At 70.5% G+C, this 26907-nt stretch carries 27 protein-coding genes; 17 read left to right on the forward strand and 10 right to left on the reverse strand.

From position 1 onward, the window contains the following. The first annotated feature begins 62 nt into the window (after nt 1–62). Nucleotides 63–899: a class II fructose-bisphosphate aldolase gene (locus AC07FA_RS07560; RefSeq protein WP_479073781.1), complete on the forward strand. Its 837-nt coding sequence runs from the start codon at nt 63–65 to the stop codon at nt 897–899. 9 nt (nt 900–908) lie between these two features. On the opposite strand, the gene pcaDC is transcribed toward AC07FA_RS07560, so the two are convergent. From pcaDC to AC07FA_RS07595, 7 genes are all read right to left on the reverse strand, one after another. Beyond that, a complete protein-coding gene (gene pcaDC, locus AC07FA_RS07565; protein ID WP_479073782.1) occupies nt 909–2039 on the reverse strand; it encodes a bifunctional 3-oxoadipate enol-lactonase/4-carboxymuconolactone decarboxylase PcaDC in 1131 nt (376 codons plus the stop codon). A gap of 24 nt (nt 2040–2063) precedes the next feature. Further along, nucleotides 2064–3452 (reverse strand): 3-carboxy-cis,cis-muconate cycloisomerase, encoded by a 1389-nt coding sequence (gene pcaB, locus AC07FA_RS07570; protein WP_479073783.1) that lies wholly within the window; start codon nt 3450–3452, stop codon nt 2064–2066. After that, entirely contained in the window at nt 3449–4039 is a 591-nt protein-coding gene (pcaG, locus tag AC07FA_RS07575) for a protocatechuate 3,4-dioxygenase subunit alpha (protein ID WP_479073784.1), read from the reverse strand. The genes pcaB and pcaG overlap by 4 nt, the downstream gene beginning before the upstream one ends. A 1-nt stretch (nt 4040) precedes the next feature. After that, on the reverse strand, nt 4041–4814 hold the full coding sequence (pcaH, locus tag AC07FA_RS07580) for a protocatechuate 3,4-dioxygenase subunit beta (RefSeq protein ID WP_479073785.1): 774 nt from the start codon (nt 4812–4814) through the stop codon (nt 4041–4043). A gap of 71 nt (nt 4815–4885) precedes the next feature. Beyond that, nucleotides 4886–5515, reverse strand: a complete 630-nt coding sequence (locus AC07FA_RS07585) for a CoA transferase subunit B (RefSeq protein ID WP_479073786.1) — start codon at nt 5513–5515, stop codon at nt 4886–4888. Further along, on the reverse strand, nt 5512–6264 hold the full coding sequence (locus tag AC07FA_RS07590) for a CoA transferase subunit A (protein WP_479073787.1): 753 nt from the start codon (nt 6262–6264) through the stop codon (nt 5512–5514). Before AC07FA_RS07590 ends, AC07FA_RS07585 begins: the two co-directional genes overlap by 4 nt. Before the next feature lie 223 nt (nt 6265–6487). Then, nucleotides 6488–7012: a DoxX family protein gene (locus AC07FA_RS07595; RefSeq protein ID WP_479073788.1), complete on the reverse strand. Its 525-nt coding sequence runs from the start codon at nt 7010–7012 to the stop codon at nt 6488–6490. 196 nt (nt 7013–7208) lie between these two features. Between AC07FA_RS07595 and AC07FA_RS07600 the strand changes: the two genes are divergently transcribed. Together AC07FA_RS07600 and AC07FA_RS07605 are read left to right on the forward strand one after the other, a co-directional pair. Beyond that, nucleotides 7209–9224 (forward strand): oxidoreductase, encoded by a 2016-nt coding sequence (locus AC07FA_RS07600; protein WP_479073789.1) that lies wholly within the window; start codon nt 7209–7211, stop codon nt 9222–9224. Between the two features lie 54 nt (nt 9225–9278). Next, on the forward strand, nt 9279–9821 hold the full coding sequence (locus AC07FA_RS07605; RefSeq protein ID WP_479073790.1) for a PadR family transcriptional regulator: 543 nt from the start codon (nt 9279–9281) through the stop codon (nt 9819–9821). A gap of 91 nt (nt 9822–9912) precedes the next feature. Here the strand turns inward: AC07FA_RS07605 and AC07FA_RS07610 are convergent, their stop codons facing one another. Then, on the reverse strand, nt 9913–10869 hold the full coding sequence (locus AC07FA_RS07610) for a DMT family protein (protein ID WP_479073791.1): 957 nt from the start codon (nt 10867–10869) through the stop codon (nt 9913–9915). Further along, complete coding sequence (locus tag AC07FA_RS07615; RefSeq protein ID WP_479073793.1) at nt 10866–11747, reverse strand: phosphatase PAP2 family protein; 882 nt, start codon at nt 11745–11747, stop codon at nt 10866–10868. The genes AC07FA_RS07610 and AC07FA_RS07615 overlap by 4 nt, the downstream gene beginning before the upstream one ends. Nucleotides 11748–11912: 165 nt before the next feature. On the opposite strand from AC07FA_RS07615, the gene AC07FA_RS07620 reads away from it, so the two are divergent. The 13 genes from AC07FA_RS07620 to AC07FA_RS07680 all read left to right on the forward strand — a co-directional run bounded on the left by AC07FA_RS07620 (nt 11913) and on the right by AC07FA_RS07680 (nt 22708). Then, on the forward strand, nt 11913–12551 hold the full coding sequence (locus AC07FA_RS07620; RefSeq protein ID WP_479073794.1) for a TetR/AcrR family transcriptional regulator: 639 nt from the start codon (nt 11913–11915) through the stop codon (nt 12549–12551). 261 nt (nt 12552–12812) lie between these two features. Beyond that, nucleotides 12813–13610: an SDR family oxidoreductase gene (locus AC07FA_RS07625; protein WP_479073795.1), complete on the forward strand. Its 798-nt coding sequence runs from the start codon at nt 12813–12815 to the stop codon at nt 13608–13610. A gap of 58 nt (nt 13611–13668) precedes the next feature. Then, nucleotides 13669–14682 carry an SPFH domain-containing protein gene (locus AC07FA_RS07630; protein ID WP_479073796.1) on the forward strand — a complete coding sequence of 338 codons (1014 nt, stop codon included), beginning with the start codon at nt 13669–13671 and terminating at the stop codon, nt 14680–14682. After that, nucleotides 14679–15578: a hypothetical protein gene (locus tag AC07FA_RS07635; RefSeq protein ID WP_479073797.1), complete on the forward strand. Its 900-nt coding sequence runs from the start codon at nt 14679–14681 to the stop codon at nt 15576–15578. The genes AC07FA_RS07630 and AC07FA_RS07635 overlap by 4 nt, the downstream gene beginning before the upstream one ends. A gap of 417 nt (nt 15579–15995) precedes the next feature. Continuing rightward, nucleotides 15996–16586, forward strand: a complete 591-nt coding sequence (locus AC07FA_RS07640; protein ID WP_479073799.1) for a prephenate dehydratase domain-containing protein — start codon at nt 15996–15998, stop codon at nt 16584–16586. Then, nucleotides 16567–17268 carry a cupin domain-containing protein gene (locus AC07FA_RS07645; RefSeq protein WP_479073801.1) on the forward strand — a complete coding sequence of 234 codons (702 nt, stop codon included), beginning with the start codon at nt 16567–16569 and terminating at the stop codon, nt 17266–17268. Before AC07FA_RS07640 ends, AC07FA_RS07645 begins: the two co-directional genes overlap by 20 nt. Then, complete coding sequence (locus AC07FA_RS07650) at nt 17265–18035, forward strand: SDR family oxidoreductase (RefSeq protein WP_479073803.1); 771 nt, start codon at nt 17265–17267, stop codon at nt 18033–18035. Before AC07FA_RS07645 ends, AC07FA_RS07650 begins: the two co-directional genes overlap by 4 nt. A gap of 14 nt (nt 18036–18049) precedes the next feature. Further along, nucleotides 18050–18799: an SDR family NAD(P)-dependent oxidoreductase gene (locus tag AC07FA_RS07655; RefSeq protein ID WP_479073804.1), complete on the forward strand. Its 750-nt coding sequence runs from the start codon at nt 18050–18052 to the stop codon at nt 18797–18799. Nucleotides 18800–18873: 74 nt separating this feature from the next. Further along, a complete protein-coding gene (locus AC07FA_RS07660; protein WP_479073806.1) occupies nt 18874–20166 on the forward strand; it encodes an MFS transporter in 1293 nt (430 codons plus the stop codon). Next, nucleotides 20156–21337, forward strand: coding sequence for an aminotransferase class I/II-fold pyridoxal phosphate-dependent enzyme (locus AC07FA_RS07665; protein ID WP_479073808.1), 1182 nt, complete (start codon nt 20156–20158; stop codon nt 21335–21337). Before AC07FA_RS07660 ends, AC07FA_RS07665 begins: the two co-directional genes overlap by 11 nt. Then, the gene (locus tag AC07FA_RS07670; RefSeq protein ID WP_479073810.1) at nt 21334–21627 is read left to right on the forward strand and encodes a Dabb family protein; all 294 of its coding nucleotides are present in this window, start codon (nt 21334–21336) and stop codon (nt 21625–21627) included. Before AC07FA_RS07665 ends, AC07FA_RS07670 begins: the two co-directional genes overlap by 4 nt. A gap of 71 nt (nt 21628–21698) precedes the next feature. Further along, the gene (locus tag AC07FA_RS07675; RefSeq protein ID WP_479073811.1) at nt 21699–22217 is read left to right on the forward strand and encodes a nucleotide triphosphate diphosphatase NUDT15; all 519 of its coding nucleotides are present in this window, start codon (nt 21699–21701) and stop codon (nt 22215–22217) included. Between the two features lie 89 nt (nt 22218–22306). Next, nucleotides 22307–22708, forward strand: coding sequence for an SHOCT domain-containing protein (locus tag AC07FA_RS07680; RefSeq protein ID WP_479073813.1), 402 nt, complete (start codon nt 22307–22309; stop codon nt 22706–22708). 136 nt (nt 22709–22844) lie between these two features. On the opposite strand, the gene AC07FA_RS07685 is transcribed toward AC07FA_RS07680, so the two are convergent. After that, the gene (locus AC07FA_RS07685) at nt 22845–23009 is read right to left on the reverse strand and encodes a hypothetical protein (RefSeq protein WP_479073814.1); all 165 of its coding nucleotides are present in this window, start codon (nt 23007–23009) and stop codon (nt 22845–22847) included. Between the two features lie 293 nt (nt 23010–23302). Between AC07FA_RS07685 and AC07FA_RS07690 the strand changes: the two genes are divergently transcribed. Then, nucleotides 23303–26854, forward strand: a complete 3552-nt coding sequence (locus AC07FA_RS07690; RefSeq protein ID WP_479073816.1) for an NACHT domain-containing protein — start codon at nt 23303–23305, stop codon at nt 26852–26854. Nucleotides 26855–26907 lie beyond the last annotated feature (53 nt).

Consider the following 26907-nt stretch of genomic DNA (forward strand, 5'->3'; position numbering starts at 1 on the left):
ATCACGCGAGCAGTGCGACACCGTACGGGGAGTTCCGTCCCAGCGCTGCCGTGGAGAAGACCGTGCCTCTCAGCCCGACCGACGCCATCACCGGTTCCGCACACGCCCGGCGGTCGGGTGTCGGTGCCTTCAACGTCGTCCAGATCGAGCACGCCGAGGCCATCGTCGCCGGGGCGGAACGCGCCGGCCTGCCGGTCGTGCTCCAGATCAGTGAGAACACCGCCCGCTACCACGGCTCCCTCGCCCCGATCGGGCTCGCGTCCCTCGCGCTCGCCAGGGCCGCGAACGTCCCGGTGGCGGTTCACCTCGATCACGCGGAGTCGCCCGAGCTGGTCCACGAGGCGGTCGAACTCGGCTTCACCTCGGTGATGTTCGACGCCTCAAGGCTCCCGTACGCACAGAACCTCGCCGCCACCCGGGAGATCACGGACCACTGCCATCGCGCGGGCGTCTGGGTCGAGGCCGAGCTCGGCGAGGTCGGGGGCAAGGACGGCGCCCACGCCCCCGGGGTGCGCACCGACCCCGACGAGGCCCGCGCGTTCGTGGACGCGACGGCCGTCGACGCGCTGGCCGTCGCGGTGGGCAGCTCGCACGCCATGCTCACCCGGGACGCCACGCTCGACTTCGCGCTCATCGAGCGGCTTCGGGCAGCTGTCGGCGTCCCGTTGGTCCTGCACGGATCGTCGGGCGTGGGCGACACGGACCTGGCGAAGGCGGTGGCGGCGGGGATGACGAAGGTGAACATATCCACGCACCTGAACAAGCTCTTCACCCGGACCGTGCGCGAGCAGCTCGACGCGGCGCCGGAGGTGGCGGACCCACGCAAGTACCTCGGCCCGGCCCGTCAGGCCGTGGCGTCCGAGGTGGCCAGGCTGCTGGGCGTCCTCGCGGCGCCGTGACGGCTCAGGTCAGCCCGCCGGCACCTCACCGTCCTCGATGAACACCGACTGGGCCACGGCGAGCGCCGAGTTGGCCGCCGGGACTCCGCAGTAGACGCCGGTCTGGAGCAGGGCGGCGCCGATCTCCTCGACGCTCAGCCCGTTGCGGCGGGCTGCCCGTACGTGCATCGCCAGTTCGTCGAGGTGCCCGTGGGCGACCAGGGCGGTGAGCGTGATGAGGCTGCGCTCGCGTCGGCTGAGCGTGGTGTCGGTCCAGATCTCGCCCCACGCGTAGCGGCTGATGAAGTCCTGGAACGGGGCGGTGAAGGCGGTCGTACGGGCTTGGGCACGGTCGACGTGCGCGTCCCCGAGCACCGCCCGGCGTACCGCGACGCCCGCCCCCGGTCCCGGCGCGCCGAAGTGGGCGCGCAGCGCGGCGAGCACCGCCGCGGGCCGTTCGACGGGCGCCAGATGGGAGGCGTCGGACAGTTCGGTGAGGGTGGCTCCGGGTACGGCGTCGGCGATCTCGCGGGCGTGTTCCGGCGGGGTGGCCGGATCCTGGCGGCCCGCGAGGACCAGGGTCGGTGCGGTGATTGAGGGGAGTTCCTCGCGCAGGTCGAAGACGGCGAGCGCGTCGCAGCAGGCGGCGTACGCCTCCGGGTCGGCCCGCAGCAGATCCTCGACGAGGGCGGGCGCCGTGAAGCCGGGGGTGAACCACCGGCTCGGCGCGGTCGCGGCGACCTGCCGCGTCCCCGACTCCCGTACGAGCGCCGCCCGTTCGCGCCAGGGGCCGGGCGGGCCGAAGTGCGCGGAGGAGCAGAGGACGGCCAGTCTGTCGATGCGTTCGGGGTGGTGCGCGGCCAGCCACAGCCCGACCGCTCCGCCGAGTGACACGCCCGCGTAGTGGAAGCGTTCCAGCCCGAGCGAGTCGGCCAGCTCCAGGACGAGCAGGCCGAGCCGCCCGACGGTCGCACCGGGTTCCAGCAGAGTGGCCGGGGATGCGCCGTGCCCCGGCAGGTCCCAGCTCACCGTCCGGAACACGGAGCCGAGTTCGGGTGCGACCGCGTCCCACACGGCTGTCGACGTACCCAGGGACGGGCCCAGGAGCAGTGCCGGTCCGGCGGCCGGCCCCTCGGCGCGGTGGTGCAGTGTTTCGGTCATGACCTCTGCCTGTACGTTCGTGGGTCAGCGGCGTTCGAGGGCGCGGTCGGTGAGTACCGCGGCCGCGCCGGTGTAGTGGGTGGGGTCGGTGAGGGCGTGGGGGTCGAGGTCCTTCACGTCCGGCTCGTCGGCCAGGGCGTCCGTGAGCACGTCGGCGAGGCTCGCCCCTGTCGTACGTGAGGTGTGGGCCGCCTCGTCGAGCAGCCGCCTGGCACGGGAGCGGCCCAGCAGCGGTGCGAGGACGGCGGTCAGCCGCTCCGAGACGACCAGCCCGCCGGTCAGATCCAGATGCTCCCGCATCCGCCCGGGGTGCACCCGCAGACCGGTGGCCAGCTCGGCGGCGTCCCGGGCCGCTCCCCCGGCCAGTCGCAGGAGATCGCGCAGGGTCTCCCATTCCGCGTGCCAGGCTCCGGCGGGCCGTTCGTCCTCGGCGACGACGGAGCCGTACAGCACGGCGGCCAGCGCCGGTGCCCGGCGTGCTGCGGCCGCGATGAGCGTGGAGCGGACCGGATTCGCCTTGTGCGGCATGGCGGACGAACCGCCACCCGCCCCCTCGCTCACCTCACCCGTCTCGGTGCGGGCGAGGAGCAGCACATCGGCGGCGATCTTGCCGAGCGCTCCGGTGGTGAAGGCGAGCGCGCCCGCCAGGTCGGCGACCGGGGTACGCAGGGTGTGCCAGGGCAGTGCGGGCTCGGCAAGACCGAGTTCGGCGGCGAACGCGGCGACCAGTCGCAGACCGGCGCCCTCCGCCTGTGCGTAGGCGTCGAAGGCCGCCAGTGTCCCGGCCGCACCGGCCAGTTGGGCGGGCAGCGAGCCGCGCACGACGGTCAGCCGGTCGCGGGCGTCCAGCACCAGGCTCCGCCAGCCGGCCGCCTTCAGCCCGAAGGTCGTGGGAACGGCGTGCTGAGACAGGGTGCGTCCCGGCATCGCGGTGTCGCGGTGCTCGGCCGCCAGCCGTGCCAGCGCCACCGCCGTGCGGTCCAGGTCGTCGAGGACCAGGGCCAGTGTCCGCGAGGCCACGAGCATCGCCGCGGTGTCCAGGACGTCCTGACTGGTCGCCCCGCGATGGACGTACGCCGCGTGCCTCTCGGGCACCGCGGCCGTCAGGTCGGCCACGAGCGGGATGACGGGGTTGCCGCCGTCGCGTGCCCGCAGCGCGAGGTCCCGTACGTCGAACCGGCCGTCGCGGGCGGCCTCGGTGACGGCCTCGGCCGCTTCCCCGGGCGCCAGGCCCAGAGCCGCCTGCGCGCGCGTGAGGGCGGCCTCGGTGTGCAGCATGGCGCGGAGGAACGCGGTGTCGGAGGTGGCGGCCTCGGCGGGCGAGCCCGCGCGGCCGGGCGCGAGCAGCCCCACGTCCCGGCCGTCGTCCGCGTGGCCTTCCGGGCCGCCGCCCGCGTCGTCGTCGCTCGTCATCGGAACTCCAGGAAGACGGTCTCGGACTCCCCCTGGAGCCGGATGTCGAACCGGTACCTGCCGTGCGGTTCGGCGGTCGACACCAGCGTGGCACGCCGCTCGGGCGGAAGGCCGGCGAGCAGCGGGTCGGCGGACAGCACGTCGGCCGGTCCGGGCAGATAGACGCGGGTGAAGAGGTGGTGGGTGAGGCCGCGGGCGAAGACACAGACTCCCAGGTACGGGGCGTTGCCGCCGCGGGCGCCCGGCCGGAGCGTGCGGACCGCCCAGCGGCCGTCCGCGTCGGTCGGCACCCGCCCGAAGCCGGTGAAGGTCACTCCGTCCCGGCCGAGGAAGCCTCCGGTGACCGGGTTCCGGCGCAACGAGCCGCCGTTCCGCGGCAGTTCACCGTCCGGACCCGGTCCCCAGAACTCCAGGAGCGCGTCGGGCACGGGATGTCCGGCGCCGTCGCGGACGTCCCCGTGGAGGGTGATGGTGCCGGGGTGGCCGGCCGGAGCGATGTCCCCGCCGCCGGGGAAGGGCAGCGCGTATCCGTAGAACGGCCCCACGGTGTGGGAAGGGGTGGGAAGAGCGGGAGGCGAGGTCGTCATGTCAGCGTCCTTCCTCGGTCCAGGTGGCGGCGGGGCCGTCGAGCACGATGTCCCAGCGGTACCCGAGGGACCACTCCGGCCGGGACAGCTCGTGGTCGTAGGTGGCGACGAGCCGGTCGCGGGCGGCGGCGTCGGTGACGGACTGGAGGATGGGGTCGTAGGCGAAGAGCGGGTCGTTCGGGAAGTACATCTGGGTGATCAGCCGTTGGGTGAACGCCGATCCGAAGAGCGAGAAGTGGATGTGCGCGGGCCGCCAGGCGTTCGTGTGGTTGCGCCACGGGTAGGCGCCCGGCTTGATCGTGGTGAAGGTGTAGCTGCCGTCGTCACCGCTCAGCGTCCGGCCGACTCCGGTGAAGTTCGGGTCGAGGGGCGCGGGGTGCTGGTCGCGCTGATGGGCGTACCGCCCCGAGGAGTTGGCCTGCCAGAGCTCGATCAGCTGGCCGCGCACGGGCCTGCCGGCACGGTCGAGCAGCCGGCCGCTGACCGTGATCCGTTCGCCGAGCGGCTCGCCCTGGTGCTGACGGGTGAGGTCGCTGTCGAGTTCGGTGATGTCGCTCTCGCCGAACGCGGGCGAAGCCAGTTCGACGGTCTCGGGGTCCTGCCGGACCTCTATCGGGACCAGCGGCTGCCGCGGGTGGCGCAGGAGGCTCGACCGGTACGGGGCGTAGTCGCGGGCCGGGTGGTGAGCGGGGGCGGCGCCGTCGGTCAGGGACGTCTCGTACGCCTGGCGCCGCTGCGCCATCTCCTGGTCGATGGCGGCCTGGGTGAGTGCCATGAGGCTGTGAACTCCTTGTCTGCGGGTCGGCCCGGGCAGGGCGGTACGGGCGGTGCGGTCACGCCCCGGGCTCAGCGGCGGACCTCGGCGGCCGTCCGCTCCACGATCTCGGCGGCGCTGACCCCGGGAGCGGTCTCCACGAGGAGCAGCCCGTCCTTTGTGACGTCGAGGACACCGAGGTCGGTGATGATGCGGTCGACGCAGGCGCGGCCGGTGAGGGGCAGGTCGCACTCCTCGACGATCTTCGGTGTGCCGTCCTTGGCGTTGTGCGTCATGGTGACGACGACCCGGCGGGCGCCGTGCACCAGGTCCATGGCGCCACCGATCCCGGTGACGAGCTTGCCGGGGACGGCCCAGTTGGCGAGGTCGCCGCGGGCCGAGACCTGCATCGCGCCCAGCACGGCGACGTCGATGTGGCCGCCGCGGATCATCCCGAAGGAGAGCGCCGAGTCGAAGAAGGAGGCGCCCGGCAGGACGGTGACGGTCTCCTTGCCGGCGTTGATCAGGTCGGGGTCGACCTCGTCCTCGTGGGGGAAGGGCCCCGTGCCGAGGATGCCGTTCTCCGATTCGAGGACGACTTCGACGTCGGCGGGCAGGTGGTTCGGGATCAGGGTGGGCAGTCCTATGCCGAGGTTGACGTACTCGCCGTCGCGCAGTTCGCGGGCCGCGCGGGCGGCCATCTGCTCCCGGGTCCAGCTCATCGGGTCGTCCTCTTCTCGATCTGCTTCGCGGCGGCCTGCGCGGCGGTGAGGGCGACGACCCGCTGCACGAAGATGCCCGGCAGATGGATGTGGTCGGGGTCGAGTTCGCCGGGTTCGACCAGTTCCTCGACCTCGGCGATCGTCACCGTGCCGGCCATGGCGGCGAGCGGGTTGAAGTTACGGGCCGACCTGTTGAAGACGAGGTTGCCGTGGCGGTCGCCCCTGGCGGCCCGTACGAGCGCGAAGTCGGTGCGGATGCCGCGCTCCAGGATGTGCCGGACGCCGTCGAACTCGCGCACCTCCTTGGGCGGGGAGGCCAGCGCGACGCCGCCCTCGCCGTCGTAGCGCCACGGCAGTCCGCCGTCCGCGACCTGGGTGCCGACGCCGGCCGGCGTGTAGAAGGCGGGAATGCCCACGCCGCCCGCCCGCAGCCGCTCGGCCAGCGTGCCCTGCGGGATCAGCTCCACCTCCAGCTCACCGGCCAGATACTGCCGGGCGAACTCCTTGTTCGCCCCGATGTACGAGCCCGTCACCCGCCCGATCCGGCCCGCGGCCAGGAGCACCGCGAGGCCCGAGTCCATCGCGCCGCAGTTGTTCGACACGATGCCCAGGCCCGTGGCGCCGCTCGCGTACACCGCCTGGATCAGCGTGTCCGGCACGCCACTGAGGCCGAAACCACCCACCGCGAGCGTCGCACCGTCGCGGACATCGGCGACTGCCTCGCCGGCCGTGGACACCACTTTGTCCATGCGTCCGCCCCTCCCTTGCCGTGCCGCCAGATACTCAGTGCACTGACTATTTTTCGACAGGGCAGAGCCTGGCACCAGGAGGGTCCGAGGTCAATACCATCAGTGCAAAGAGCGAAGGGCGGGACGGCCGGGCGGAGAAATGGCGGGCGCGCGGCCGGGCCACGATGCCGTGGTTCCGTGTCCGCGCGACGACGCCGCTCGCGGGCCCGCAGGCCCGGGAGCCCTACTCCTCCCCGGCCTGGGCCACCTGCCCCTTGGCGCGCTTGCCGACGACGAACGCCGCGGCCGCCGCACTGCTCGCGAAGGCCAGGGCCACCACCCACGGCCGGTCGAGGACGTGCCAGGTCAGCTCGTCGAGGGAGTAGCGGCCTGGGCCGGTCAGCCCGATCGCGGCGGCCGTGAAGCCGAGGAACGCCGGGTACTCGTACCCGCCGCCCTGGGCGAAGAAGCCCGCCGGCGCGTGCACGGCGACGGCTCCCGCCATCGCCCCGGCCGCGGCGGCGCCCGCCGCGGGAGTGGCCAGGCCGAGGGCGAGCAGCACGCCGCCGCCCGTCTCGCCGAGCCCGGCGGCGACCGCGCTGTGCCGGGGCGGCTTGAAGCCCATGGCCTCCATGGCGGCCGTGGTGCCCTGGATACCACCCCCACCGAACCAGCCGGCCAGCTTCTGCGTGCCATGGGCGGCGAGGACCGCGCCCGTGCCGACGCGCAGGACGAGCAGGCCGAGGTCACGCCGGCTGAGGCAAACCATGGGTGTCTCCCAGAGGTGGGGTGCGAACCAGTACGCATCCACTGTCGTCCGGCCCGGACGCCCGGGCGCTGTCCTGATACGCCGTACGGGCACCGGGGCCGCCACCACTGCGACGTACGTCATTATGCAACTTGTTGCACAATGCCGTCCGTGTGGTCTACAACTGGCTGGACGACACTGCGCGAGGAGACGCCGGATGAGCCCGTACCCCACTCTGCTGAGCCCGCTGGACCTCGGGTTCACCACCCTCCCCAACCGGGTCCTCATGGGATCGATGCACATCGGTCTGGAGGAGGTCGAGCGCGGCTTCGAGCGGATGGCCGCCTTCTACGCGGCCCGTGCCCGGGGCGGGGTCGGCCTCATGGTCACCGGCGGCATCGCGCCGAGCGCCCGCGCGTGCTCCTTCCCCGGCGGCGCGAAGATGACGACCGAGGCGGAAGCCGATCAGCACCGGCAGGTGACCGACGCCGTGCACGAGGCCGGTGGCCGGATCGCGATGCAGATCCTGCACTTCGGGCGGTACGCCCACCACGCGGACCTGGTGGCGCCCAGCGCGCTCAAGGCTCCGATCAGCGGCTTCACCCCGCACGCGCTGACCGACGACGAGGTCGAGGAGACCATCGAGGACTTCGTCCGGGCCGCCGAACTGGCGCAGCGCGCGGGGTACGACGGTGTCGAGATCATGGGCTCCGAGGGCTATCTGATCAACGAGTTCATCGTCGCCGCCACCAACCACCGCACCGACCGCTGGGGCGGCAGCTACGAGAACCGCATTCGGCTGCCCCTGGAGATCGTGCGCCGCGTCCGCGAGCGCGTCGGCACCGACTTCATTCTCATCTACCGGCTGTCGATGCTGGACCTGGTACCCGGCGGCTCCACGCTCGAAGAGGTCGTCCAGCTGGCCCGCGAGGTCGAGGCGGCCGGTGCCACGATCATCAACACCGGGATCGGCTGGCACGAGGCCCGCATCCCCACCATCGCCACGTCGGTTCCGCGCGGCGCCTTCACCTGGGTGACCGAGAAGGTGCGCGGCGCCGTCTCCGTACCCCTGGTGACCAGCAACCGCATCAACACCCCCGAGGTCGCCGAGGAGATCCTGGCCTCGGGCCGGGCGGACATGGTGTCGATGGCCCGGCCGTTCCTCGCCGACCCCGACTTCGTCGCCAAGGCGGCTGCGGACCGCGCCGACGCGATCAACACCTGCATCGGCTGCAACCAGGCGTGCCTGGACCACATCTTCAGCCTCCAGATCACCTCCTGCCTGGTCAACCCGCGCGCCTGCCACGAGACCGAGCTGGTGCTCCTGCCGACCCGGACCCGTAAGAACGTCGCCGTCGTCGGCGCCGGTCCCGCCGGTCTGTCCTGTGCGGTCACGGCGTCGGAGCGCGGGCACGCGGTGACGCTGTTCGACATGGCCGACGAGATCGGCGGCCAGCTCAACGTGGCGCGCCGGGTCCCCGGCAAGGAGGAGTTCAACGAGACCCTGCGCTATTTCCGTACGCGTCTGAGGGAGCAGGGCATCGAGGTCCGGCTCGGCACCCGGGCCACGGCAGAGCTGCTCGAAGACTTCGACGAGGTCGTCATCGCGACCGGGGTGGAGCCCCGCACCCCCGCGATCCCGGGCGTGGACCACCCCAGCGTGGTCAGCTACCTGGACGTGCTGCGGGACGGCGCGCCGGTCGGCGACCGGGTCGCGGTCGTCGGGGCTGGCGGTATCGGTTTCGACGTCGCGGAGTTCCTCACCGACGGCGGCGACGCCGCCTCGCTGGACGCCGAGGTGTTCTTCCGCCAGTGGGGCGTCGACACCTCGTACGCGGACCGGGGCGGGCTCCGGGTCCCCGAGCGGCCGAAGCCGCCGCGCACCGTGCACCTCGTCCAGCGCAAGACGAGCAAGGTCGGGGCCGGTCTCGGCAAGACCACGGGATGGATCCACCGCACCGAACTGCGCCACCGCGGCGTCACGATGATCGCGGGCGCGTCCTACGACCTCATCGACGACGAGGGCCTCCACCTGACCGTGGACGGCGAGCAGCACGTGCTGGCCGTCGACACCGTGGTCCTGTGCGCGGGGCAGGAACCGCGTCGTGGACTGTACGAGGAGCTGGTCGCGGCGGGCCGCTCGGTGCACCTGATCGGCGGCGCCGACGTGGCGGCCGAGCTGGACGCCAAGCGGGCGATCCGCCAGGGCGCGGAGCGTGCCGCGGCCTTGTGACCGGCCTGGCCCGCCCCTCCCCGGGGGCGGGTCCGCAAACCTAGGATGCACTCCATGTCACTCCCGCACGCGATCCTCACCGCCCTGCTCGAAAAGCCGTCATCGGGGCTGGAGCTGACGCGCAGGTTCGACCGGTCGATCGGCTACTTCTGGTCGTCCACGCATCAGCAGATCTATCGCGAGCTGGGAAAACTGGAGCAGTCCGGGCAGATCCGGGCCCTGTCGCCGGCTCAGCCCGCCCGTGGGCAGAAGAAGGAGTACGAGGTCCTGCCCGCGGGCCGCGAGGAGCTGGCGGCCTGGGTCGCCCTCCCCGAGGACCCGCGGCCGGTCCGCGATCCGCTGTTGCTGAGGATGCGGGCGGCGGCGGTCGTCGGGGCGGAGGGGCTGGGGGACGAACTGCGCCGCCATCTCGCGCTGCACCGGCGCCAGCTGGAGGAGTATCTGCGGATCGAGGAGCGGGACTTCCCGCCGGAGCGGACCGCCGACGAGGACCGGCTGCGGCATCTGGTGCTGCGCGGCGGAATCGACATGGAGACGTTCTGGATCGGCTGGCTGACCAGGGCCCTCGCCGACGAGCCGACGCTCTCCGAGGGCTGACGCCCGCCGGACAGGCTTCGCTTTCGAGCCCGCCCGGCGGCGTAGGCGCGCCCGCATGCGGACGCACCGGTACGCCTACGCGGCCACGGCCCTACGCGCCGCCCACCGAAGACGTCATCGCTTCCGCGGCGAGCGGCTGCCGGTCCCGTGCGCGGGGGCTGCCGATGATCACCCTTGACGGCGTGGGGGGCGCGGGTGAGGCGGCCGGGGCCGGCCCGGACGCCTCCGCGGTGGCCCGGCTGAGCAGGATCACGCCACGTACGGCAGCCGCGCTGCCGAGCAGTGCCGGAACCAGACTGATCGCTCCCCCCTGGAGCCGTTCCCCGAGCAGGGCCATGCCGACGGCGGCGGCTGCCACCGGGTTGGCCAGCGTGACGACCGCCAGCGGAGCGCCGAGGCCGCCCCGGAACGCGATCTGCGCCAGCAGCAGACCGCCCATCGCGAAGACGGAGACGAACAGCGCGACCGTCACCAGCCGCCAGCTGATCAGCGGCCCCGTGGTGTGGTCGGTGACGGCGACGGTGAGGGTCTGGGTGAGCGCCGAGGCGACACCCGAGGTGATACCGGCGGCCGTGGCGTGACGCAGGCCCGGCCGGGTGCCGGGCCGGCCCAGTACGGCGACGACCGCCATCGTCGCCGCTCCCACACCGAGCGCCTCCGGCAGGGTCAGCGTCTGGTGCGCGGCGCCGCCGCCCGCGGCGAGCAGCAGCGCGCCGAGGCCGAGCAGGGTGAGGACCGTGCCGCGCCACTCGGTCCGGGTGACACGGCGCCCCGCGGAACGGGCGCCGAGCGGGACCGCGGCGACGAGCGTGAGCGCCCCCAGGGGCTGGACCAGCGTCAGCGGACCGTACTTCAGCGCGACCACGTGCAGCAGCGCGCCCCCCGCGTTCAGACCGACCGCCGACCACCAGGCACCCCGGCCCAGCATGCGCAGCATCCCGTCGGAGGATTCGGTGCGCCCTGCGAGGCGGGCCTGCGCGACGGCGGCCAGCGCGTAGGCGGCGGCGGAGACGAGGGACAGTGCGACCGCTGTGAGCGTGGCGTTCATCGACCGCCTCCGGACCGGACGAGCTCCGTCGCCCCACTGGACACCGCGACGGGCGCCGGGACCCGGGGTGCGGCCATGCCCGCCACGGCGGGCCGGGTCACGCCGGACGGCGCTCCGGCGGCTGAGGGCCACGGGAGGTGGATCCGGGCCGGGGCGGGACGAGGCAGCCGGAGTGCGGCGAAGGCGACGGCGAGCAGCGCCGATACGACGATCGCGTCCAGCCAGTAGTGGTTCGCGGTGCCCACGATGACGAGCAGCGTGGCCGCGGGATGCAGCAGCCACAGCCAGCGCCACCGCGAGCGGGTCGCGACGATCAGGCCGACGGCGACCATCACGGCCCAGCCGAAGTGCAGCGAGGGCATCGCGGCGAACTGGTTGGCCATGGAGTCGGTCGCGGGCGTGTCCCCGTACACCGTCGGGCCGTACACCTGGCCGGTGTCGACGAGGGCGGCGGCGGGGAGCATCCGGGGCGGGGCGAGCGGGAACAGCAGATGGAGCGCGAGCGCGGCGCCGGTGAGTACGGCGAGGATGCGGCGCGACCAGACGTAGTGACGCGGGCGACGCCAGTACAGCCACACCAGGAAGAGCAGGGTGGCGGGGAAGTGGACGGTCGCGTAATAGGTGTTCGCCACGTGGATCAGCGTGTCGCTGTGCAGCAGCAGGCTCTGCACCGCGCCTTCGCCCGGGAGCCGCACGGCGCGCTCGAAGTCCCAGACGTGACCCGCGTTGCGGAACGCCTCCTCGACATGGCCGTTCGCGGCCTGCCGGCCGAACTTGTAGACGAGGAAGAGTCCCGCGACGAGAAGAAGCTCGCGGACGAGGGGCGGTCGGGCAGAAGTGTCCGGCTCCCGTTCTGCAGGCTGTGTGCGGGCGTACATCACCCGGTGCCCCTTTGCTGACGAAGCGCTGTTACGGCGGCATGGTCCAGTCCATGCCGTATCGATACGCCAGTGTACCGATACGTTCGCGTATCGGTACACCGGCGTATCGGTACACTGGCGTATCGAAGGACCTCGTCGCACCGTCGCTGAGAGGGAGAGCACATGTCGTCGCACGACCCCGCACAGGAGTCAGCAGCCACGTCCCGCCGGTCGAAGATCACACCGGAGCGGGCACAGGAGCTCTACGCGGCGGTGCTGGATCTGATCCGCGAGAGCGGTTACGAGGCGCTGACCATGGAGGGAGTCGCCTCCCGCACCCGCTGCGGGAAGTCGACGCTCTACCGGCAGTGGGGCTCCAAACCGGAGCTGGTCGTGGCGGCCCTGCACGGCACCAGGCGCATGCTGCTTCCGCCCATCGACACCGGCTCGCTCGCCGGTGACCTGCGCGAGGCGGCGCGGGCCATCGGGGCGGCCTCCGGGCACGACACCCCGCTGTCGCACGCGCTGAGCCACGCCGCCCTCCAGAGCCCCGAGCTGCTGTGCGCCCTGCGCGAGGCATTGATCCTGCCGCAGATCGCCGCGATCGAGGACATGGTCCGGCGGGGCGGCGAGCGCGGCGAAATCGCCTCGGACGCCCCCGCGGCCGAGTTCGTGGCGACGCAGCTCCTGGGCGTCATGCGGGCCCGGCCCCTGCTGGAGGGGCGGTACGCGGATGAGGCGTATCTCACCCGCTTCGTGGAGAGCTCGATCCTTCCGGCACTCGGGATCGGGGCCGAGACGCCCCCGCCCGGGGCCCGATGAACGTGGGCCGTCGTCTCCAGCGGAGGGCGACGGCCCGCCCGCGCCGCACCGTGGGGACGGGGGCGGCGCACCGTCCGGTCGGCCGGTGACCCTCTTGAGGGTCACCGGCCGACCGCGTTCCCGGCCCCACCCCTCTCGGCCCCTGCTCCCCCTCCCGCACCAAACAAACAGTTGGTAGATTCGACCCCGACCGGACAGCCCCGCATCCCGACAGCTTTCCCGAGGCCCCCGGCAGCTTCCCGACAGCGGCAGAGGCGGATCATGGATTTCGGCAACCCGATCGACTTCACCGGGCGAGCGGTGATCGTCACCGGCGGGACCAAGGGCATCGGCGCCGCCATCGCCGAGGCGTTCCTCGCCTCGGGCGCCGACGTCCTCGTGTGCGGCCGGAACACCCCGGCCCGGCTGCCGGGCACCGGCGGACGACGGTGCGCGTTCCGGGCGACCGACGTCCGCGACCCCGAGGCGGCGGCGGCGCTCGTGGACGCGGCCGTCGAACGGTTCGGGCGGCTCGACGTGCTGGTCAACAACGCGGGCGGATCACCCGCCGCGGACGCGGCCACGGCATCCCCGCGCTTCGTCGAGAAGATCGTCGCCCTCAACCTGCTCGCGCCGTTCTACGTGGCGCAGGCCGCGAACCGGGTCATGCGGGACCAGGCGGAAGGCGGCTGCGTGATCAACATCGGCAGCGTCGCAGCCCGCACGCCGCAGCCCGGCACCGCCGCCTACACGGCCGCCAAGGCGGGGCTGCTGGGACTGACCCGGGCGCTGGCCCTGGAATGGGCCCCGCGGGTGCGCGTCAATCACCTCACCACCGGCCCGATCCGCACCGAGAGCGCGGCAGACGTGTACGGCGAGGACGGCGGGGCGGCGGTGGCGGACGTCGTCCCGATGCGACGGATGGCGGCCCCGGACGATGTCGCGCACGCCTGCCTGTACCTGGCGAGCCCCCTGGCGGCCTACGTCAACGGCGCCGATCTGGCGGTGCACGGCGGCGGGGAGGTACCGGCCCGGTATCTGGCGGCACGGGTGGGCAGACCCCCCTTTTCGTCCTCTTGACGATATAACCCTCCCCTCGTTATCGTCTAGGTGACGACAATGAGGGGACGGGACAGACATGGCCGACATCACCCGGCGCTTCGGCTGGCGCCACCTGCGCTCCGCGCCCACCGCGCACATCCGCCACCACAAGCGCGGCAAGCTCAGCCACGACGGCACGGGGCTCAGCTTCTGGTACCGCTCGCTGACCGCGGCTCTCTCCGAGGTGCCCGTCGACGACCGCGAACTGGCCATGGCCTTCCACGCCCGCACAGCCGACTTCCAGGACGTCACCGTGCAGGCGACCGTGACGTACCGGATCAGCGACCCGGCAGGCGCGGCGGCCCGGCTCGACTTCTCCGTCGACCCGGACACCGGCGCCTGGCGCAGCGCGCCCCTGGAGCAGATCGGCACTCTCCTCACGGAGACCGCCCAGCAGCACACGCTCGACGCCCTGGCCCGCACGCCGCTCGCCGCCGCGCTCGTGGACGGCGTCGCCGCGGTACGGGAACGGGTCGCCGCGGGGCTCGCCGCCGAACCACGTCTGCCCGACACCGGCATCGACGTCGTGGCCGTACGCGTCGTCGCCATCCGGCCCGAGGCGGAGGTCGAGCGGGCGCTGCGGACCCCGGCCCGGGAACAGATCCAGCAGGAGGCCGACCGGGCCACCTACGAACGCCGGGCCGTCGCGGTCGAGCGCGAACGGACCATCGCCGAGAACGAGCTCGCCAGCCAGATCGAACTGGCCCGCAGAGAAGAGCGGCTGGTGGATCAGCGCGGTACCAACGCACGGCGGGAGGCCGAGGAGAAGGCGGCGGCGGACGGGGTGCGCACGGAAGCCGAGGCCGCCCGCAAGGTGCGCCTCACCCGCGCGGAGGCGGAGGCGGCCCGTGACATCGGGGCGGCCCGCGCCGAGGCCCAGGCCGCCTGGCTGCGCGTCCACGCGGACGTCGACCCCGGGACCCTGCACGCCCTGGCTGCCACACGGCTGGCCGAGAATCTGCCCCGCATCGACAGCCTGACCCTCTCCCCCGACGTCCTCACCGGCCTGCTCGCCAAGCTCGGCCGCCCGGAGACCGGGACCCGGGCGTGAGCCTCGCGCCGCGGGCCGTGCTCGTCCACCGCACCACCGAGTACGAGGAGTTGCTGGCCCGGCACGGCACGCACGGCCAGGCGGCCTTCTTCCTCGCCGGCCGCGGCCGGTCCATCGAGGAGGTGGCCCTGCGCCATCACCGCACCCAGCAGGCGCTGACGGACGTGGCGGCGGCCGTCCCGCTCCAGTGGCGCCGGTCCCGGGTGGAGCGCCAGGATCTCGACCGCTTCCTCTTCGGCCCCGAGGACGTCGTGGTCGTGGTCGGTCAGGACGGGCTGGTCGCCAATGCCGCCAAGTACCTGTCGGGTCAGCCCGTGGTCGGGATCGACACCGATCCCGGGCGCAATCCGGGTGTCCTCGTACGCCACCGCGCGCGGGACGCCGCAGCCCTGCTCCGCTCGGCGGCGGCGCCGGGCGCCCAGGCGGACACCCTCACCATGGTCGAGGCGGTGGCGGACGACACCCAGCGGCTGATCGCGCTGAACGAGATCTACCTCGGCCCGCCCGGTCACCAGACCGCCCGTTACCACCTGTCCGCCGACGGCAGCCGACCGTCCGGAGAGGCCCAGGCCTCGTCGGGCGTCCTGGTCGGCACCGGCACGGGCGCGACAGGATGGCTCCGCTCGCTCTGGCTGGAACGCGGCAGCGGGCTGAGCCTGCCGGCCCCTTCCGATCCCCGGCTGCTCTGGTTCGTACGCGAGGCCTGGCCCTCGCCCGCGACCGGCACCTCGCTGGTGGCGGGTGAACTGGGGCGCGGCCAGGGTCTGGAGCTCACCGTCGAGTCGGACCGGCTGGTGGTCTTCGGCGACGGGATGGAGGCGGACTCCCTGGAACTGACCTGGGGCCAGACCGTCCGGCTCGGCATCTGCGCCACCTCGTTGCGGCTCGCCGTCTGACCTGCGGGTCGGGCCCCCGCCCGTCCACCGCGGGCCGAGGTCACGGAGGGACGCGTTTTCGCCAACCATGACGGCTCGGCCCCGGCCAGGCCGGGGCCTGACGGCCGGGGAAGGCCCCCCGACGCCCGATCGTCCGGACTCTCCGTATGCGACGGCCATGCGGCGTGTTTCGCAACGATTACCGAGCCGGATCTTTACGACACGGAAGTCGAGCAATTTCACACCCCCGACTCGTGCAATGAAACCGAAACAAGAGCGAAAAGAATCTCGCACTTTGCATGAAATCAGCCACGCCCTGCCGACCTCGCACAACCGTGCTTGTTCAGGCATGAGACGGGCCCTAGGGTGACTGGTCACCGCAGAGAAGGGCCTGGCGTGGAGATAGTCCGCATTCCCGGGATTGAGAGACGAGCGCTCATGGCACTCATTCCCACCGATACCGCGCAGTCCGTCAGGATAGGCACCCTGGGGCCGACCGGGACGAGCAGTGAGCACATTGCGCGGTTGATGCTGCGTTGCGTCGGCAGCCCCAAGTCCTGCCGCATCGTCCTGAAGGACACATTCGAGCAGTGCATGGACGCCCTCACCAGCGATCTCCTGGATCTGACGCTCGTCCCTCACGCCTATTCCAACATCAACGCCTTTTACATGCACCCGGACCTGGAACCGGTGAGCGTGTTCCGAGGAAGCACACCAGAATACGGACTCGCCGTGCGAGCCGACTTCCCGTTTCACGAGGAGCTGCTCTACACGGAAACCGTCGTCACTCACCCGGCGCCCATTCCGATGCTGCGCCACCATTTCGACCGGCCCATGAAGCTGGCCACCGTGACGTCCACGAGTCAGGCCGCTGGTGATGTCGCCGACGGGCGCTACGACATCGCTCTCACGAACGAGCAGGCAGCCGAGCAGTACCACCTGAAGTTCGTCCACAGGTTGGCGCGTATCCCCATGACGTGGACGGTCTTCTCGAGGAAGAAGGGAAGCAATGACCACCGAAGCACATGAGCGACCGTACTTCCCGGCCCCTGACGTCGTGCTTCACGACAACGGGGTCCGGATCGAGTCCTACCGACGTGAACACACGGAGGTACGGCTCTCCTACCTCTCCCCCGGGGTCACCGTGCGGGACGACTCCCCGCAGCAGGCGCTCGTGGGAATGGTCCTTCGCGGCGACCTCTCCGTGACGGTCGATGACGTGACCAAGCTGATGAAACCCGAGCACGACGTCTACGTCGTCCCGCCCGGTATCGCGCGCACAGCCGTCAATCCGTCGTCGAGCGAGACCGTCCTGCTCGACATCACGCGCAGCAAGCCGGGGGAAAGCTATCCCGCGCCGAGCGGGTACTTCCTGGAGCCGATCGAGTCGCGCAAGTTCGTCCAGATGGATGTGACGTTCTTCCTGGCCGACTGGATCGAGCTCATGATCGCCGATATACCCGGCGGCGGCGAGATGCCGTACCACAAGCACTCCCATGAGCAGATCGGGACGTGCCTGGAGGGGCGCTACGACATGACGGTCGAGGGATCGAGCCACGAGCTGCGGTTCGGCGGCACCTACTTCTGCGAGCGCCAGGAGGGGCACGGCGCCGCGAACCCCAACACCGGCCTGGCGCGCTCCCTCAACATCTTCATTCCGCCGCGATATCACCGGGTTCCCCAGCGGAACACCGCGGCCAAATCCCCATGACCCGAGTAGCCGTCGTCCTGGGCGCCGGCCGGGGAATCGGACGCGCAACCGCGCTGCATCTGCGCGCGAAAGGTTATGTGACGGTCCTGTGCGCCCGCAGCCGGGACGAACTGGAGAAGGTCGCAGAGGAATCGGATTCCGGCGGGCCGGCCGCGTATGTCCTCCCGGGTGACATCACGTCACGGTCGTTCCGCAGGCAATTGGTGGACGACGTCGAAAGCCGGTACGGCAGGATCGACGTACTGATCAATAACGCGCCGGGCCCGGCTCCGGGCTCCTTCGAGAGCGTACAGACCGACGACATACGTTCCGCGATGGACCAGAAGATCGTCCCGTATCTGGACCTGATCAGATCCATTGCCCCGGTGATGATCCGCAACGCATTCGGCCGGATCATCAATATCGCCGGAAATGTCGGCAAGGAACCCGCACCGGGCATGTTCCTGTCCGGGATGGTGAACGCGGCCGTCTCGAATACCAGTAAGAATCTGGCGGGCCTGTACGCCCAGCACAACGTGACCGTGAACTGTGTGCATCCCGGAGTCATCCGGACCGACCGGTACGACCGCGCCGTGCAGCACATGAGCCGCACCCACGCGATATCGCGGCAGGAGGCGGAACACCGTCTGCGACGCACGATCCCCATGGACAGGCCGGGGGACGCCGCCGAGGTCGCCGCCGTCATCGGCTTTCTGGTGTCCGACGAGGCCTCCTATCTCACGGGGCAGCAGATATCGGTCGACGGTGGTCAATTGACATGCGTGTGAGAGGAGACCGGATCATGTCCGAGGAGAAGGTGGTCATCGTCACCGGTGCCGCATCCGGGATCGGCAGGCGGACCGCGATCGAGTTCGCGCGGCAGGGCGCCAAGGTGGTCGTCGCGGACATCGACGAGAAAGGCGGCACGGACGTCGTCGCCGCGCTGAGGAGCGACGGACACGACGCCGTCTTCGTGGCGGCCGACCTGACGGTGGAGGACGACTGCGGGGACCTCGTCGCCACGGCCACCGAGACGTTCGGCCGTCTCGATGTCCTGGTCAACAACGCCGGCATCGAAATCACCACCCCCCTCCACGAAATGCCGGTCCACGAGTGGGACCGGTTGGTCGACACCAATCTGAAGAGCATGTTCCTGTGCTCCAAGTACGCACTGCGCGAGATGATCGCGGCGACGAGCGGTGCGATCGTGAACGTGTGCTCCGTCAGCGGGCTGGTGGCATGGCCCGGCATCGCCGCGTACAACTCCACCAAGGGCGGGGTGATGATGCTGACGAAGTCGCTCGCCGTCGACTACGCCCAGTACGGCATCAGGGCCAATTGCGTCTGCCCGAGCATCATCGACACGCCCATGACCGATGTGTCCAACGGCCACGACGCGGATGTCAAGGAACAGAAGGCGAAGCTGAACCCGCTGGGACGCCTCGGCACACCGGAGGACGTCGCGAACGCGATCCTGTTCCTCGCGTCGGAGAAGTCCTCGTTCATCACGGGCGCCGCGCTCACGGTCGACGGCGGATACACGGCGATCTAGGCCCAGCCCGGGGATCATGGCAGGACAGGCCCTGGCCTTCTCAACTCATGTGCACGAAAGAAAGGTTGGCTGGAGTGTCGGACCGATTGAGCGGCGAGGAGCGGCCGAGCGGCTTCCCGCTGCTGACCGTCCTCGCGCTGATGGCGGGGATCTTCGCGGTCGGCTCGGAGGAGCTGGTGGTCTCACCGCTGCTCGTGAACATGGCCGAGGCGTTCGACTCGTCGGTGGCCGTGATGGCGCTGTCGGTCAGTGTGTACGGCATCGGAACGGCGGTCGGCGCCCTGCTCTTCGCCCCCCTCGGGGACCGGGTGTCGCGCCGTCTCGGCCTGGCGGCCGGGATGATGATCTTCGTCCTGGGGACCGTTCTGTGCGCCTTCGCGGACGCACCGGGTGTGTTCTTCGCGGGCAGGGCGCTGGCCGGGCTGGCGACAGGTGCCTTCGTGCCGACGGCGTACGCCTTCGTCGGTGACCAGATTCCCTACCGGCACCGCGCCAGGGCCATGGGAATCCTCGTGTCGAGCTGGGCACTCTCGCTCGTCCTGGGCGTGCCGATGGGGTCCTTCGTCGGGGAATGGGTGGGCTGGCGCTGGACGTTCGGCCTGCTCGCGATCCTCGGAGCTCTCGTGGTCTGCGTGATGCTCCGGGTCAAGGGCGGCAGGCCCCCCGGCACTCAGGACGCTTCAGTTCCGCCTGGAGGGACCGCGGCCTCGCCGGAGCGGGGATGGGCACGATCCGCCGCCCGGGCCTTCCTGGCGCCGAGGGTGCCGGTGTACGTGCTGGCGACCTTCCTGAACATGCTCGGCTTCTACGGCATGTACACCTTCCTCGGCAGCGCGCTGCAGTACCGGTTCGGCTCGGGAAGCTCCATGACCGGGCTCATGATCCTGCTCTACGGGCTGGGATTCGCGACGAGTTTCGTCACCGGCAGGTGGGCTGACGAACTGGGCAAGGAGAGAGTGCTGGTCGGCTTGCTGGCAGGGCTGGTGCCGGCCCTGGTGGTCATCCCGTTCGTCACCCGCTGGACGGCGCCGCTGGTGGTGTGCCTGTTCCTGTGGGGGGCCATGCAGAGCCTGGTCGTCACCCTGCTCAGTACGCTGCTGAGTGAGTGTTCGCCGCAGCACCGCGGAGCCATCCTTGCCTTCTACAGCCTCGCGACCAACCTCGCGGTGGCCATGGGTGCCGCCCTGCTCGGCCCCCTGTTCACGGAGTACGGATTCTCCGCCGTGGGCTGGTCCTGCGCCGGTTTCACACTGGTCGCCTTCGGCCTGACGGGATGGGCGTACAGGCGTCGTGGCAAGGGGCTCCTGCCCGACGACGACGGCCGGGACGCCGCTCGCGAGGCGCAGGTGGTGGCACATGAGGACTGAGTTCGCGCGCCGGCTCCTCGACCTGCCCAGGAGTTCGTTCGCGACGACCGGCGGCAGGATCGACCAGCTCGTCGGGGCGGGCGAGGACGTCGTCAACCTGTGTCAGGGAAATCCTGACCTGCCGACGCCGGCCCATATCGTCGAGGCCTTGCGCACAGAGGTGCTCGACCCCGCCACGCACCGGTATCCGTCCTTCTCGGGACTGCTCGAACTCAAGGTCGCCATCGCCCGGTGGTACGAGGCGAACCACCGGGTCCGTCTCGATCCCGGGACCGAGGTCGCGATCCTCTTCGGAGCGAAGGCCGGCCTGGTGGAGATCAGCCAGTGCCTGCTGAATCCGGGTGACGTGTGCCTGATGCCGGACCCCGCCTTCCCGGACTACTGGGCGGGCGTGGCCCTCTCCGGAGCCCGGATGCATGCCCTCCCACTCCTGCGGGAGAACGGCTTTCTGCCCGACTACGCCGCGCTGGACCCGGCCGCCCGCGACCGCGCCAAGCTCATGTTCCTCAACTACCCCAACAACCCCACCTCGGTGACGGCACCGCCGGAGTTCTACGAGGACACGGTCCGGTTCGCGGCCGAACACGAGGTGATCGTGGCCTCCGACTTCGCCTACGGGGCACTGGGGTTCGACGGGCAGGTCCCGGTCTCGTTCCTGGAGACGGACGGCGCCAAGGACGTGGGCGTCGAGTTCATCTCCCTGTCGAAGATGTTCAACATGGCCGGATGGCGGATCGGCGCCGTGGTCGGCAACCGGGACGTCGTCGCCGCGATCAACCTGATCCAGGAGCACTACTACGTCTCGCTGCCGCTGTTCATCCAACGAGCCGCGGTCGCGGCCCTGACCGGGCCGCAGGACTGCGTCCAGGAGCTGACGGAGATCTACGCACGCCGCCGGGACGTCTTCGTGGCCGGTGTGCGGGACACCGGATGGCGCATCGACACCCCCCGTTCGGTCTTCGCCTGGCTGCCGATCCCCCGGGGCCACGGGTCCGTCGCGTTCGCAGACGAGCTACTGACCCGGGCCAAGGTGGCGGTGGCACCCGGCCGCTGGTTCGGAGCGCACGGCGAAGGATACGTACGGGTGAGTCTGCTGGCGCCGGAGGTCCGGCTCCGCGAGGCCGTTGACAGGCTGTCCGATTTCCTGAACACCACTGGGGATCTGCCGTGATACGCCACGTCGTGCTGTTCAAGTTCAAGCCCGGCATCAACTGGAGCGACCGGCGGGCGGTGGAGGCGGAACGCTCCACCGCCGAGGTGGGCGACGAGGTACCCGAACTCCGTGACTGGCGCTACGGCCGCAACGTTTCCACCAGGGCCATCGCCTACGACTTTCTCGCCGAAGGCCTCCTGGACGACCTGGAAGCGGTCGAGCGGTACGTGGTGCATCCGTTTCACCAGGAATCGGTTCGGCGATGGCGTGAGATCAGCGACTGGGTCATCGTCGACGTCGAGGTCTGACCGGCCCGTGTGAGGATGGCCGACCGGATCATCGGCCCCACCCGTTCCGTACGCGCGAGGAGCAGAGCAGCATGACCACCGATTCCACGGACCGCCCCACCAACGACGCCCATCACACCCGCAACACCCGTCCGCCGGTGGCACAGGCGGCGCTCGGCGTGGGCGTCGTCGTGCAGGACCAGCAGGGCCGGATTCTGCTGGGCCGCCACCGGAGCGGCACGTGGGAGCTGCCGGGAGGCAAGGTCGACCCGACGAACGAGTCCGTCGCCGCCGCGGCCGTACGGGAACTGCGCGAGGAAACCGGTCTGGAGGTCCCCGAGGCGGAGGTGACGGTGTTCGCGATGCTGCACGACGTGGTCGGCGGCATCAACCGCATCTCCATGGGAGCCGTGGTGACCGTGAGGTCCGGGGTGCCCGAGGTGACCGAGCCGCAGCTGATCAGCACCTGGCGGTGGACCGGCCTCGACGAGATCCCGAGGCCGCTGTTCGACCCCTCGGCACAGGTGCTGGCGGCCTGGCGACCGGACCTCGCCATCGAACACCCGGCGGCTCACTGTCTGCCCATCGGCAGGACGCCCCGGGCCCACTGACCGCGTACACCCACCCTGGCCACTCAGGATGCGGGACATCAGGCACGGATGTATGAATAAGGAACAAATCGTGCGATCGGAGTGCGCCCGTGGACGATTACCCGCTGTTGAACGTCTTCCTCACCATGCTGTACCTGTTCCTCTGGGTGATGTGGTTCTTCCTGCTCTTCAAGGTGGTCACGGACATCTTCCGCGACCACTCGCTGAGCGGCTGGGGCAAGGCCGGCTGGCTGGTCGTCGTCATCCTCCTGCCCTATCTCGGCGTCCTGGTCTACCTCATCGCCAGGGGACGGAGCATGGGCGAGCGGGACGTGAAGCAGGCCAAGGACCAGGAAGCCGCCTTCAAGCAGTACGTGCGGCAGGCCGCCGGCAACGAGGGCGACGGCGGCAGCAGCCATGTGAGCGACCTGGCGAGGCTCGCCCAGCTCAAGGACAAGGGCGATCTGAGCCCGGAGGAGTACGAGAAGGCGAAGGCGAAGCTGCTCGTCTGACCCGCCCCGGCCCGCCGCCGACCTGCTCCTGACACGCCAAGAGGCCGTATCGGATTCCTCCGATACGGCCTCTTGCCTACGACTCTTTCGAGTCGGGACGACAGGATTTGAACCTGCGACCCCTTGGCCCGTCACCTCAACGGCGCCGCCGTACCGTCATCAGGATCTCACTCAACACGGCCGCCGCAGCACGGCGGCGCGCCGGGCGCGAGGACCACACGGCCGGCAGGACCACGCCGGTGAACAGCGCCATGAACATCAGGGCCAGCAACACAATCGCGTGTGAGGTCAGCCAGCGCACGCAGGATCCTTCCTCTCGGACGGCCGCCAGGTGCGGCCGGTCCAAGTCTGCGACCACAGCGCTCCCGTGGGATCGATCGCTGAAGAAAACCGAAGATGCTGACATCGGCGCAGGTCACGGCATAGGCTGGCGACGGTTTTCCCGAAGGAGGCAGAAGCGGGGGATGCTGGATGGGGGATGCGACGGGCGCCGTGGCGGACTTCTGCGCCACGCTCCGCCGCACTGTGCGGGGCTGCGGTGTATCACAGGCGGAGCTCGCCCGGGTGCTGAACCGGAGCGACTCAGCTGTCTCCATGCTCCTAAACGGCCAGCGCGCGAGGGCCCCACAACTGGACGAGATCCTGCCGATCGTGAACCACTGCCGCAGCCGAACCGGCGTCCACCCCCCGCCCGGCATCATCCTGGATCCGGCGTGGTGGCGCGCGCGCCTCGCCGAACTGCAGGACACTGCAGAGGGCCAGCGACGCCGACGGCCGAGGCATGCACAGGAGCGGTTGCCCATCGAGCTGCCGGAGGCCGTCCCATTCGACTTCGAATCCGCCGTCGAGGTCTTGTTGGGCCACCGTGACGGTTTCGAGGGCATGGACGCGGACATCCTGCAACCGCTCAGTCTGGTCGGCGTCGGGCTGCCCAGCAAGTTGTCCGGACTCTTCGAGGGCTTCGGGGCCCGAGTCCGCGCCTGCAGCAGTACTGCGAGGACAGCGCTGCTGTGCGCGGCGGACATCGTCCTCCTCGTGAGCGCCTTCTGCGACGCGGTCGGGCGGCTCGGGGCGATACGCGACGCTGAGGCGACGGCACAGGTAGACCTCCAGGCCCAAGTGCTCGAAGAGCTCGGCCGGGTGGCGCTCGGATCCGCCCGCGTCCGATCCTCGTCGGAACTCCGTGCCGAGATCGCGGCAGCCTACGCGGCATCCGCCGACCTCATGGCCTTCGGCGGTTTCAGTGGGTCGTCACATGAGGAACTTGCACACTTAGCTCTCCGCCGCTATGAGGCCCTGCATGCCACGGTCACCTGGGACTGCCCGGAATTGCGTCTCACCTCCGAGACTTACGACCCCGACGAGGAAGGGGAGGGGCAGCAGGCAACAGCGGACCGGGTCGGCCTCATCGAACTAGGCTTGATCCTGAGGGAGTTCACGCATGCCGATCCGGCCACCCCCCGGCAACGGGAACTACTTCGGGCGCCGATCTCCGCTGCCGACGGGTCGGGGCCAGCGATTCCCTCCCTCGCAGCCGGCTACGTAAACCCGGCCTACCGCGTGGGCGGACGCCCGGCCGACTGGCGGCTGTCCGCCGACACCTGGTGGGATGGCCGCCCCCTCAGGGAGGACATTGCGGGATTCCTTGCCGCGCACCTCCTCAGCCACCAGGCCACGCAGGCGCCTCTGCTGGTGCTCGGCCACCCGGGCTCGGGAAAGTCACTGCTCATGAAGCTCATAGCGGCCCGGTTGCCGCCATCGGAGTTCTCCTGCCTACACGTCGAGCTCCGGCACGTTCCCGCCGAACTCGACCTCCAGGAACAACTCGAGTGGGCCCTGTTCAGGACGACCGGGCATCGGGCGCCCTGGCCGGACGCGCTGCCCTCCGGCGCGGCCGTCCGAGTCGTCCTGCTGGACGGGCTGGACGAGCTGATCCAAGCAGGCGCGGGCAGGCTCGACATGAGCAGGCAATGGCGGTATCTGCGGAGCATCGAGCAACTCCAGCAACGCGAATACGAACTGGGCCGGCCAGCCGTCTTCATCGTGACGAGCCGAACCGTGGTCGCCGACCAGGTACTGACCCCCACAGCCGCCACCGTCCTCCGCCTCGAGCCTTTCGACGACGCACGCATCGCTTGCTGGCTGGAGGTCTGGCAGGCAACGAACCGGCGCTACTTCGCCGAACACGGCATTGAGCCGCTCACGTGGGATGTGGTGCGCCCGTACCGGGAACTTGCACGCCATTCGCTGCTCCTGCTGATGCTCGCGCTGTACGACGCGACCGGGAATCCTCTGCAACGCCTGGGCGGCCGGGACATCCGCCGCGTCGATCTGTACGAGCGGCTCCTGGTGGAGTTCGTCCGGCGCCAAGTTGTCAAACACAACGGCCCTCTGCCGCCTTCCGCCGAAATGGAAGCGGTCGAGAATGAGCTCGGGCGACTGGGGGTGATCGCCATCGGGATGTTCAACCGCCGCAAACAGAGCCTGACAGCGGACGAAGCGGATCGCGATCTCGGTGGTCTGCTCGGCGAAGCAGGCTCCGCCCTGCTGTTCGGTCGGTTCTTCTTCGTACATGAGGCACAGGCGCTGGTCGCGGAGGAATGCCTGCGCTCGTACGAGTTCCTGCACGCGACGTTTGGTGAATACCTGGTCGCCCGACTGGTCTGCGACGAGCTGGAACGGACACGCGCAGAAGCGGAGCTGGCCGTGGCGGCGGGGTGCGACGACGCGGTGCTCCGATCCCTCCTGTCGTTCGTTCCGCTCAGCGACCGCGCCCAGGTCCTCGACAACCTCAGGGAACTGGCCGGGCCAGCAGGACCACGCTGGCACAGCGGCCTAGCGGGGCTCCTGCGGACCCTGTTCCACACAGACAACCAGACCGGTGACGGTCCAGCCGACCCCCTCTACCGCCCGGCCGATCGCAGGCGCACCGAAAGGGACGCCATCTACGAGGCGAACCTTTTCGTACTCTCTCTCGTCGTCGAAAACGGAGTCCGGGCCTCAGACTTCCTGGCAGTTACGGATCCTGTGAATCGGTGGTGGCGATGCGCACAGTTCTGGCGTTCCCAGTTCAGCGAGGCATCCTGGGAATCCTTCGCCCGTTCCGTGTCCGTGGAGACGGCCGCTACCGCGGCCGCCGGAAACCACACGGGCTACCTGCGGCTCTCCCTTCGGGGTACCACCGAACTCGCGGACGACGTGCCCTTGATCCTGTGCAGCACCGTGCTCGGGCCGGCCGCCTACCACGACGCGCGAGGGGTGGACGCCGCCGATCTGACCAGGCGGCTGTCCCTCCTGTGCGACACGGACGTGCAGCACGTGCTCCACGCTCTGGCTCCCCTCTTGCGAAGTTTGCCGAACACTCTGGCCACATACCGCGTCGACGAGGAGCAACGGGCCGTATCGGGGGCGCATGCACTCATGGGTCTGCTATGCGGGGACGCGGGGCAGCCACTCGCCGAGCATTATGCCGACGTCCTGGATGTGCTGCGACACCTGCCCGAGCCTGAGCGCCCGCCCGTCGCGCGCTTCCTCGTCCGCCACCTAATCCATGACACCGACCGGCTGCCCGCGGAGATCGTTCAGTCCCTCCTCGTAGAGGTGATCCGGTCGGCTGCCGCCGACGACGGACCACTGTTGGGTGGGCTGTGGCCCGTGATCGAGGAGTACGTGATCCGCGGGTTGGCAAGGTTGGATCCGGAGCAGAACAAAGTGGAGTTCAAAGCAATGGTCGGCCACGTCCGCCGTTACGCGGCGCTGTTCCACGGACCACGGGAACGCCTGCAGCAGATCCTCAGGGAGGCCGGGAGCACCCGGATCTGGGCAGAGGGGGGATGGGGGCCGGGAAGCGCGGCGCTGGAGCGGGGGCGCGCGCTGTTCGAGGCGCTGCCCGCAGACAAGCGGGACCCGGGGCTGGTCATCGGGCTGCTACGCCTGGCTCACGAACTAGGGCAGCGGGAGTGGCTTGCCACGCATGCCGAGCCACTCCTGCTGACGCTGCGGCCGACGGACGTGCTCCGAATGCGCGCGAGCGACGCCGACATTCTGCGGCCCTTGGTGCAGGACGCCACGCTGTTGGGCTCATTTGAGACGATCCAGGAAGTCTGGCGTGGTCCCGCTGCGGGCGGCAGGGCGGGCCTGGACTGAGGGAACTACATCGAGGCGCTGACTGTGCTCACGGCCGGAGCCCCGCGGATAGC

This window comes from Streptomyces sp. NPDC045968, from assembly GCF_056430475.1.

Excerpts from the sequence above, each read along its gene's own strand:
- AC07FA_RS07630 (WP_479073796.1), top strand. The coding sequence starts at position 13,669 with ATGGCCGACATCACCCGGCGCTTCGGCTGGCGCCACCTGCGCTCCGCG.
- AC07FA_RS07600 (WP_479073789.1), top strand. The coding sequence starts at position 7,209 with ATGAGCCCGTACCCCACTCTGCTGAGCCCGCTGGACCTCGGGTTCACC.
- AC07FA_RS07615 (WP_479073793.1), bottom strand. The coding sequence starts at position 11,747 with ATGTACGCCCGCACACAGCCTGCAGAACGGGAGCCGGACACTTCTGCC.
- AC07FA_RS07645 (WP_479073801.1), top strand. The coding sequence starts at position 16,567 with ATGACCACCGAAGCACATGAGCGACCGTACTTCCCGGCCCCTGACGTC.
- pcaG (WP_479073784.1), bottom strand. The coding sequence starts at position 4,039 with ATGACGACCTCGCCTCCCGCTCTTCCCACCCCTTCCCACACCGTGGGG.
- AC07FA_RS07690 (WP_479073816.1), top strand. The coding sequence starts at position 23,303 with ATGCTCCTAAACGGCCAGCGCGCGAGGGCCCCACAACTGGACGAGATC.
- AC07FA_RS07675 (WP_479073811.1), top strand. The coding sequence starts at position 21,699 with ATGACCACCGATTCCACGGACCGCCCCACCAACGACGCCCATCACACC.
- AC07FA_RS07650 (WP_479073803.1), top strand. The coding sequence starts at position 17,265 with ATGACCCGAGTAGCCGTCGTCCTGGGCGCCGGCCGGGGAATCGGACGC.
- pcaH (WP_479073785.1), bottom strand. The coding sequence starts at position 4,814 with ATGGCACTCACCCAGGCCGCCATCGACCAGGAGATGGCGCAGCGGCGC.
- AC07FA_RS07585 (WP_479073786.1), bottom strand. The coding sequence starts at position 5,515 with ATGAGCTGGACCCGGGAGCAGATGGCCGCCCGCGCGGCCCGCGAACTG.
- AC07FA_RS07665 (WP_479073808.1), top strand. The coding sequence starts at position 20,156 with ATGAGGACTGAGTTCGCGCGCCGGCTCCTCGACCTGCCCAGGAGTTCG.
- AC07FA_RS07590 (WP_479073787.1), bottom strand. The coding sequence starts at position 6,264 with ATGGACAAAGTGGTGTCCACGGCCGGCGAGGCAGTCGCCGATGTCCGC.
- pcaB (WP_479073783.1), bottom strand. The coding sequence starts at position 3,452 with ATGACGAGCGACGACGACGCGGGCGGCGGCCCGGAAGGCCACGCGGAC.
- AC07FA_RS07595 (WP_479073788.1), bottom strand. The coding sequence starts at position 7,012 with ATGGTTTGCCTCAGCCGGCGTGACCTCGGCCTGCTCGTCCTGCGCGTC.
- pcaDC (WP_479073782.1), bottom strand. The coding sequence starts at position 2,039 with ATGACCGAAACACTGCACCACCGCGCCGAGGGGCCGGCCGCCGGACCG.
- AC07FA_RS07620 (WP_479073794.1), top strand. The coding sequence starts at position 11,913 with ATGTCGTCGCACGACCCCGCACAGGAGTCAGCAGCCACGTCCCGCCGG.
- AC07FA_RS07625 (WP_479073795.1), top strand. The coding sequence starts at position 12,813 with ATGGATTTCGGCAACCCGATCGACTTCACCGGGCGAGCGGTGATCGTC.
- AC07FA_RS07605 (WP_479073790.1), top strand. The coding sequence starts at position 9,279 with ATGTCACTCCCGCACGCGATCCTCACCGCCCTGCTCGAAAAGCCGTCA.
- AC07FA_RS07610 (WP_479073791.1), bottom strand. The coding sequence starts at position 10,869 with ATGAACGCCACGCTCACAGCGGTCGCACTGTCCCTCGTCTCCGCCGCC.
- AC07FA_RS07655 (WP_479073804.1), top strand. The coding sequence starts at position 18,050 with ATGTCCGAGGAGAAGGTGGTCATCGTCACCGGTGCCGCATCCGGGATC.
- AC07FA_RS07640 (WP_479073799.1), top strand. The coding sequence starts at position 15,996 with ATGGCACTCATTCCCACCGATACCGCGCAGTCCGTCAGGATAGGCACC.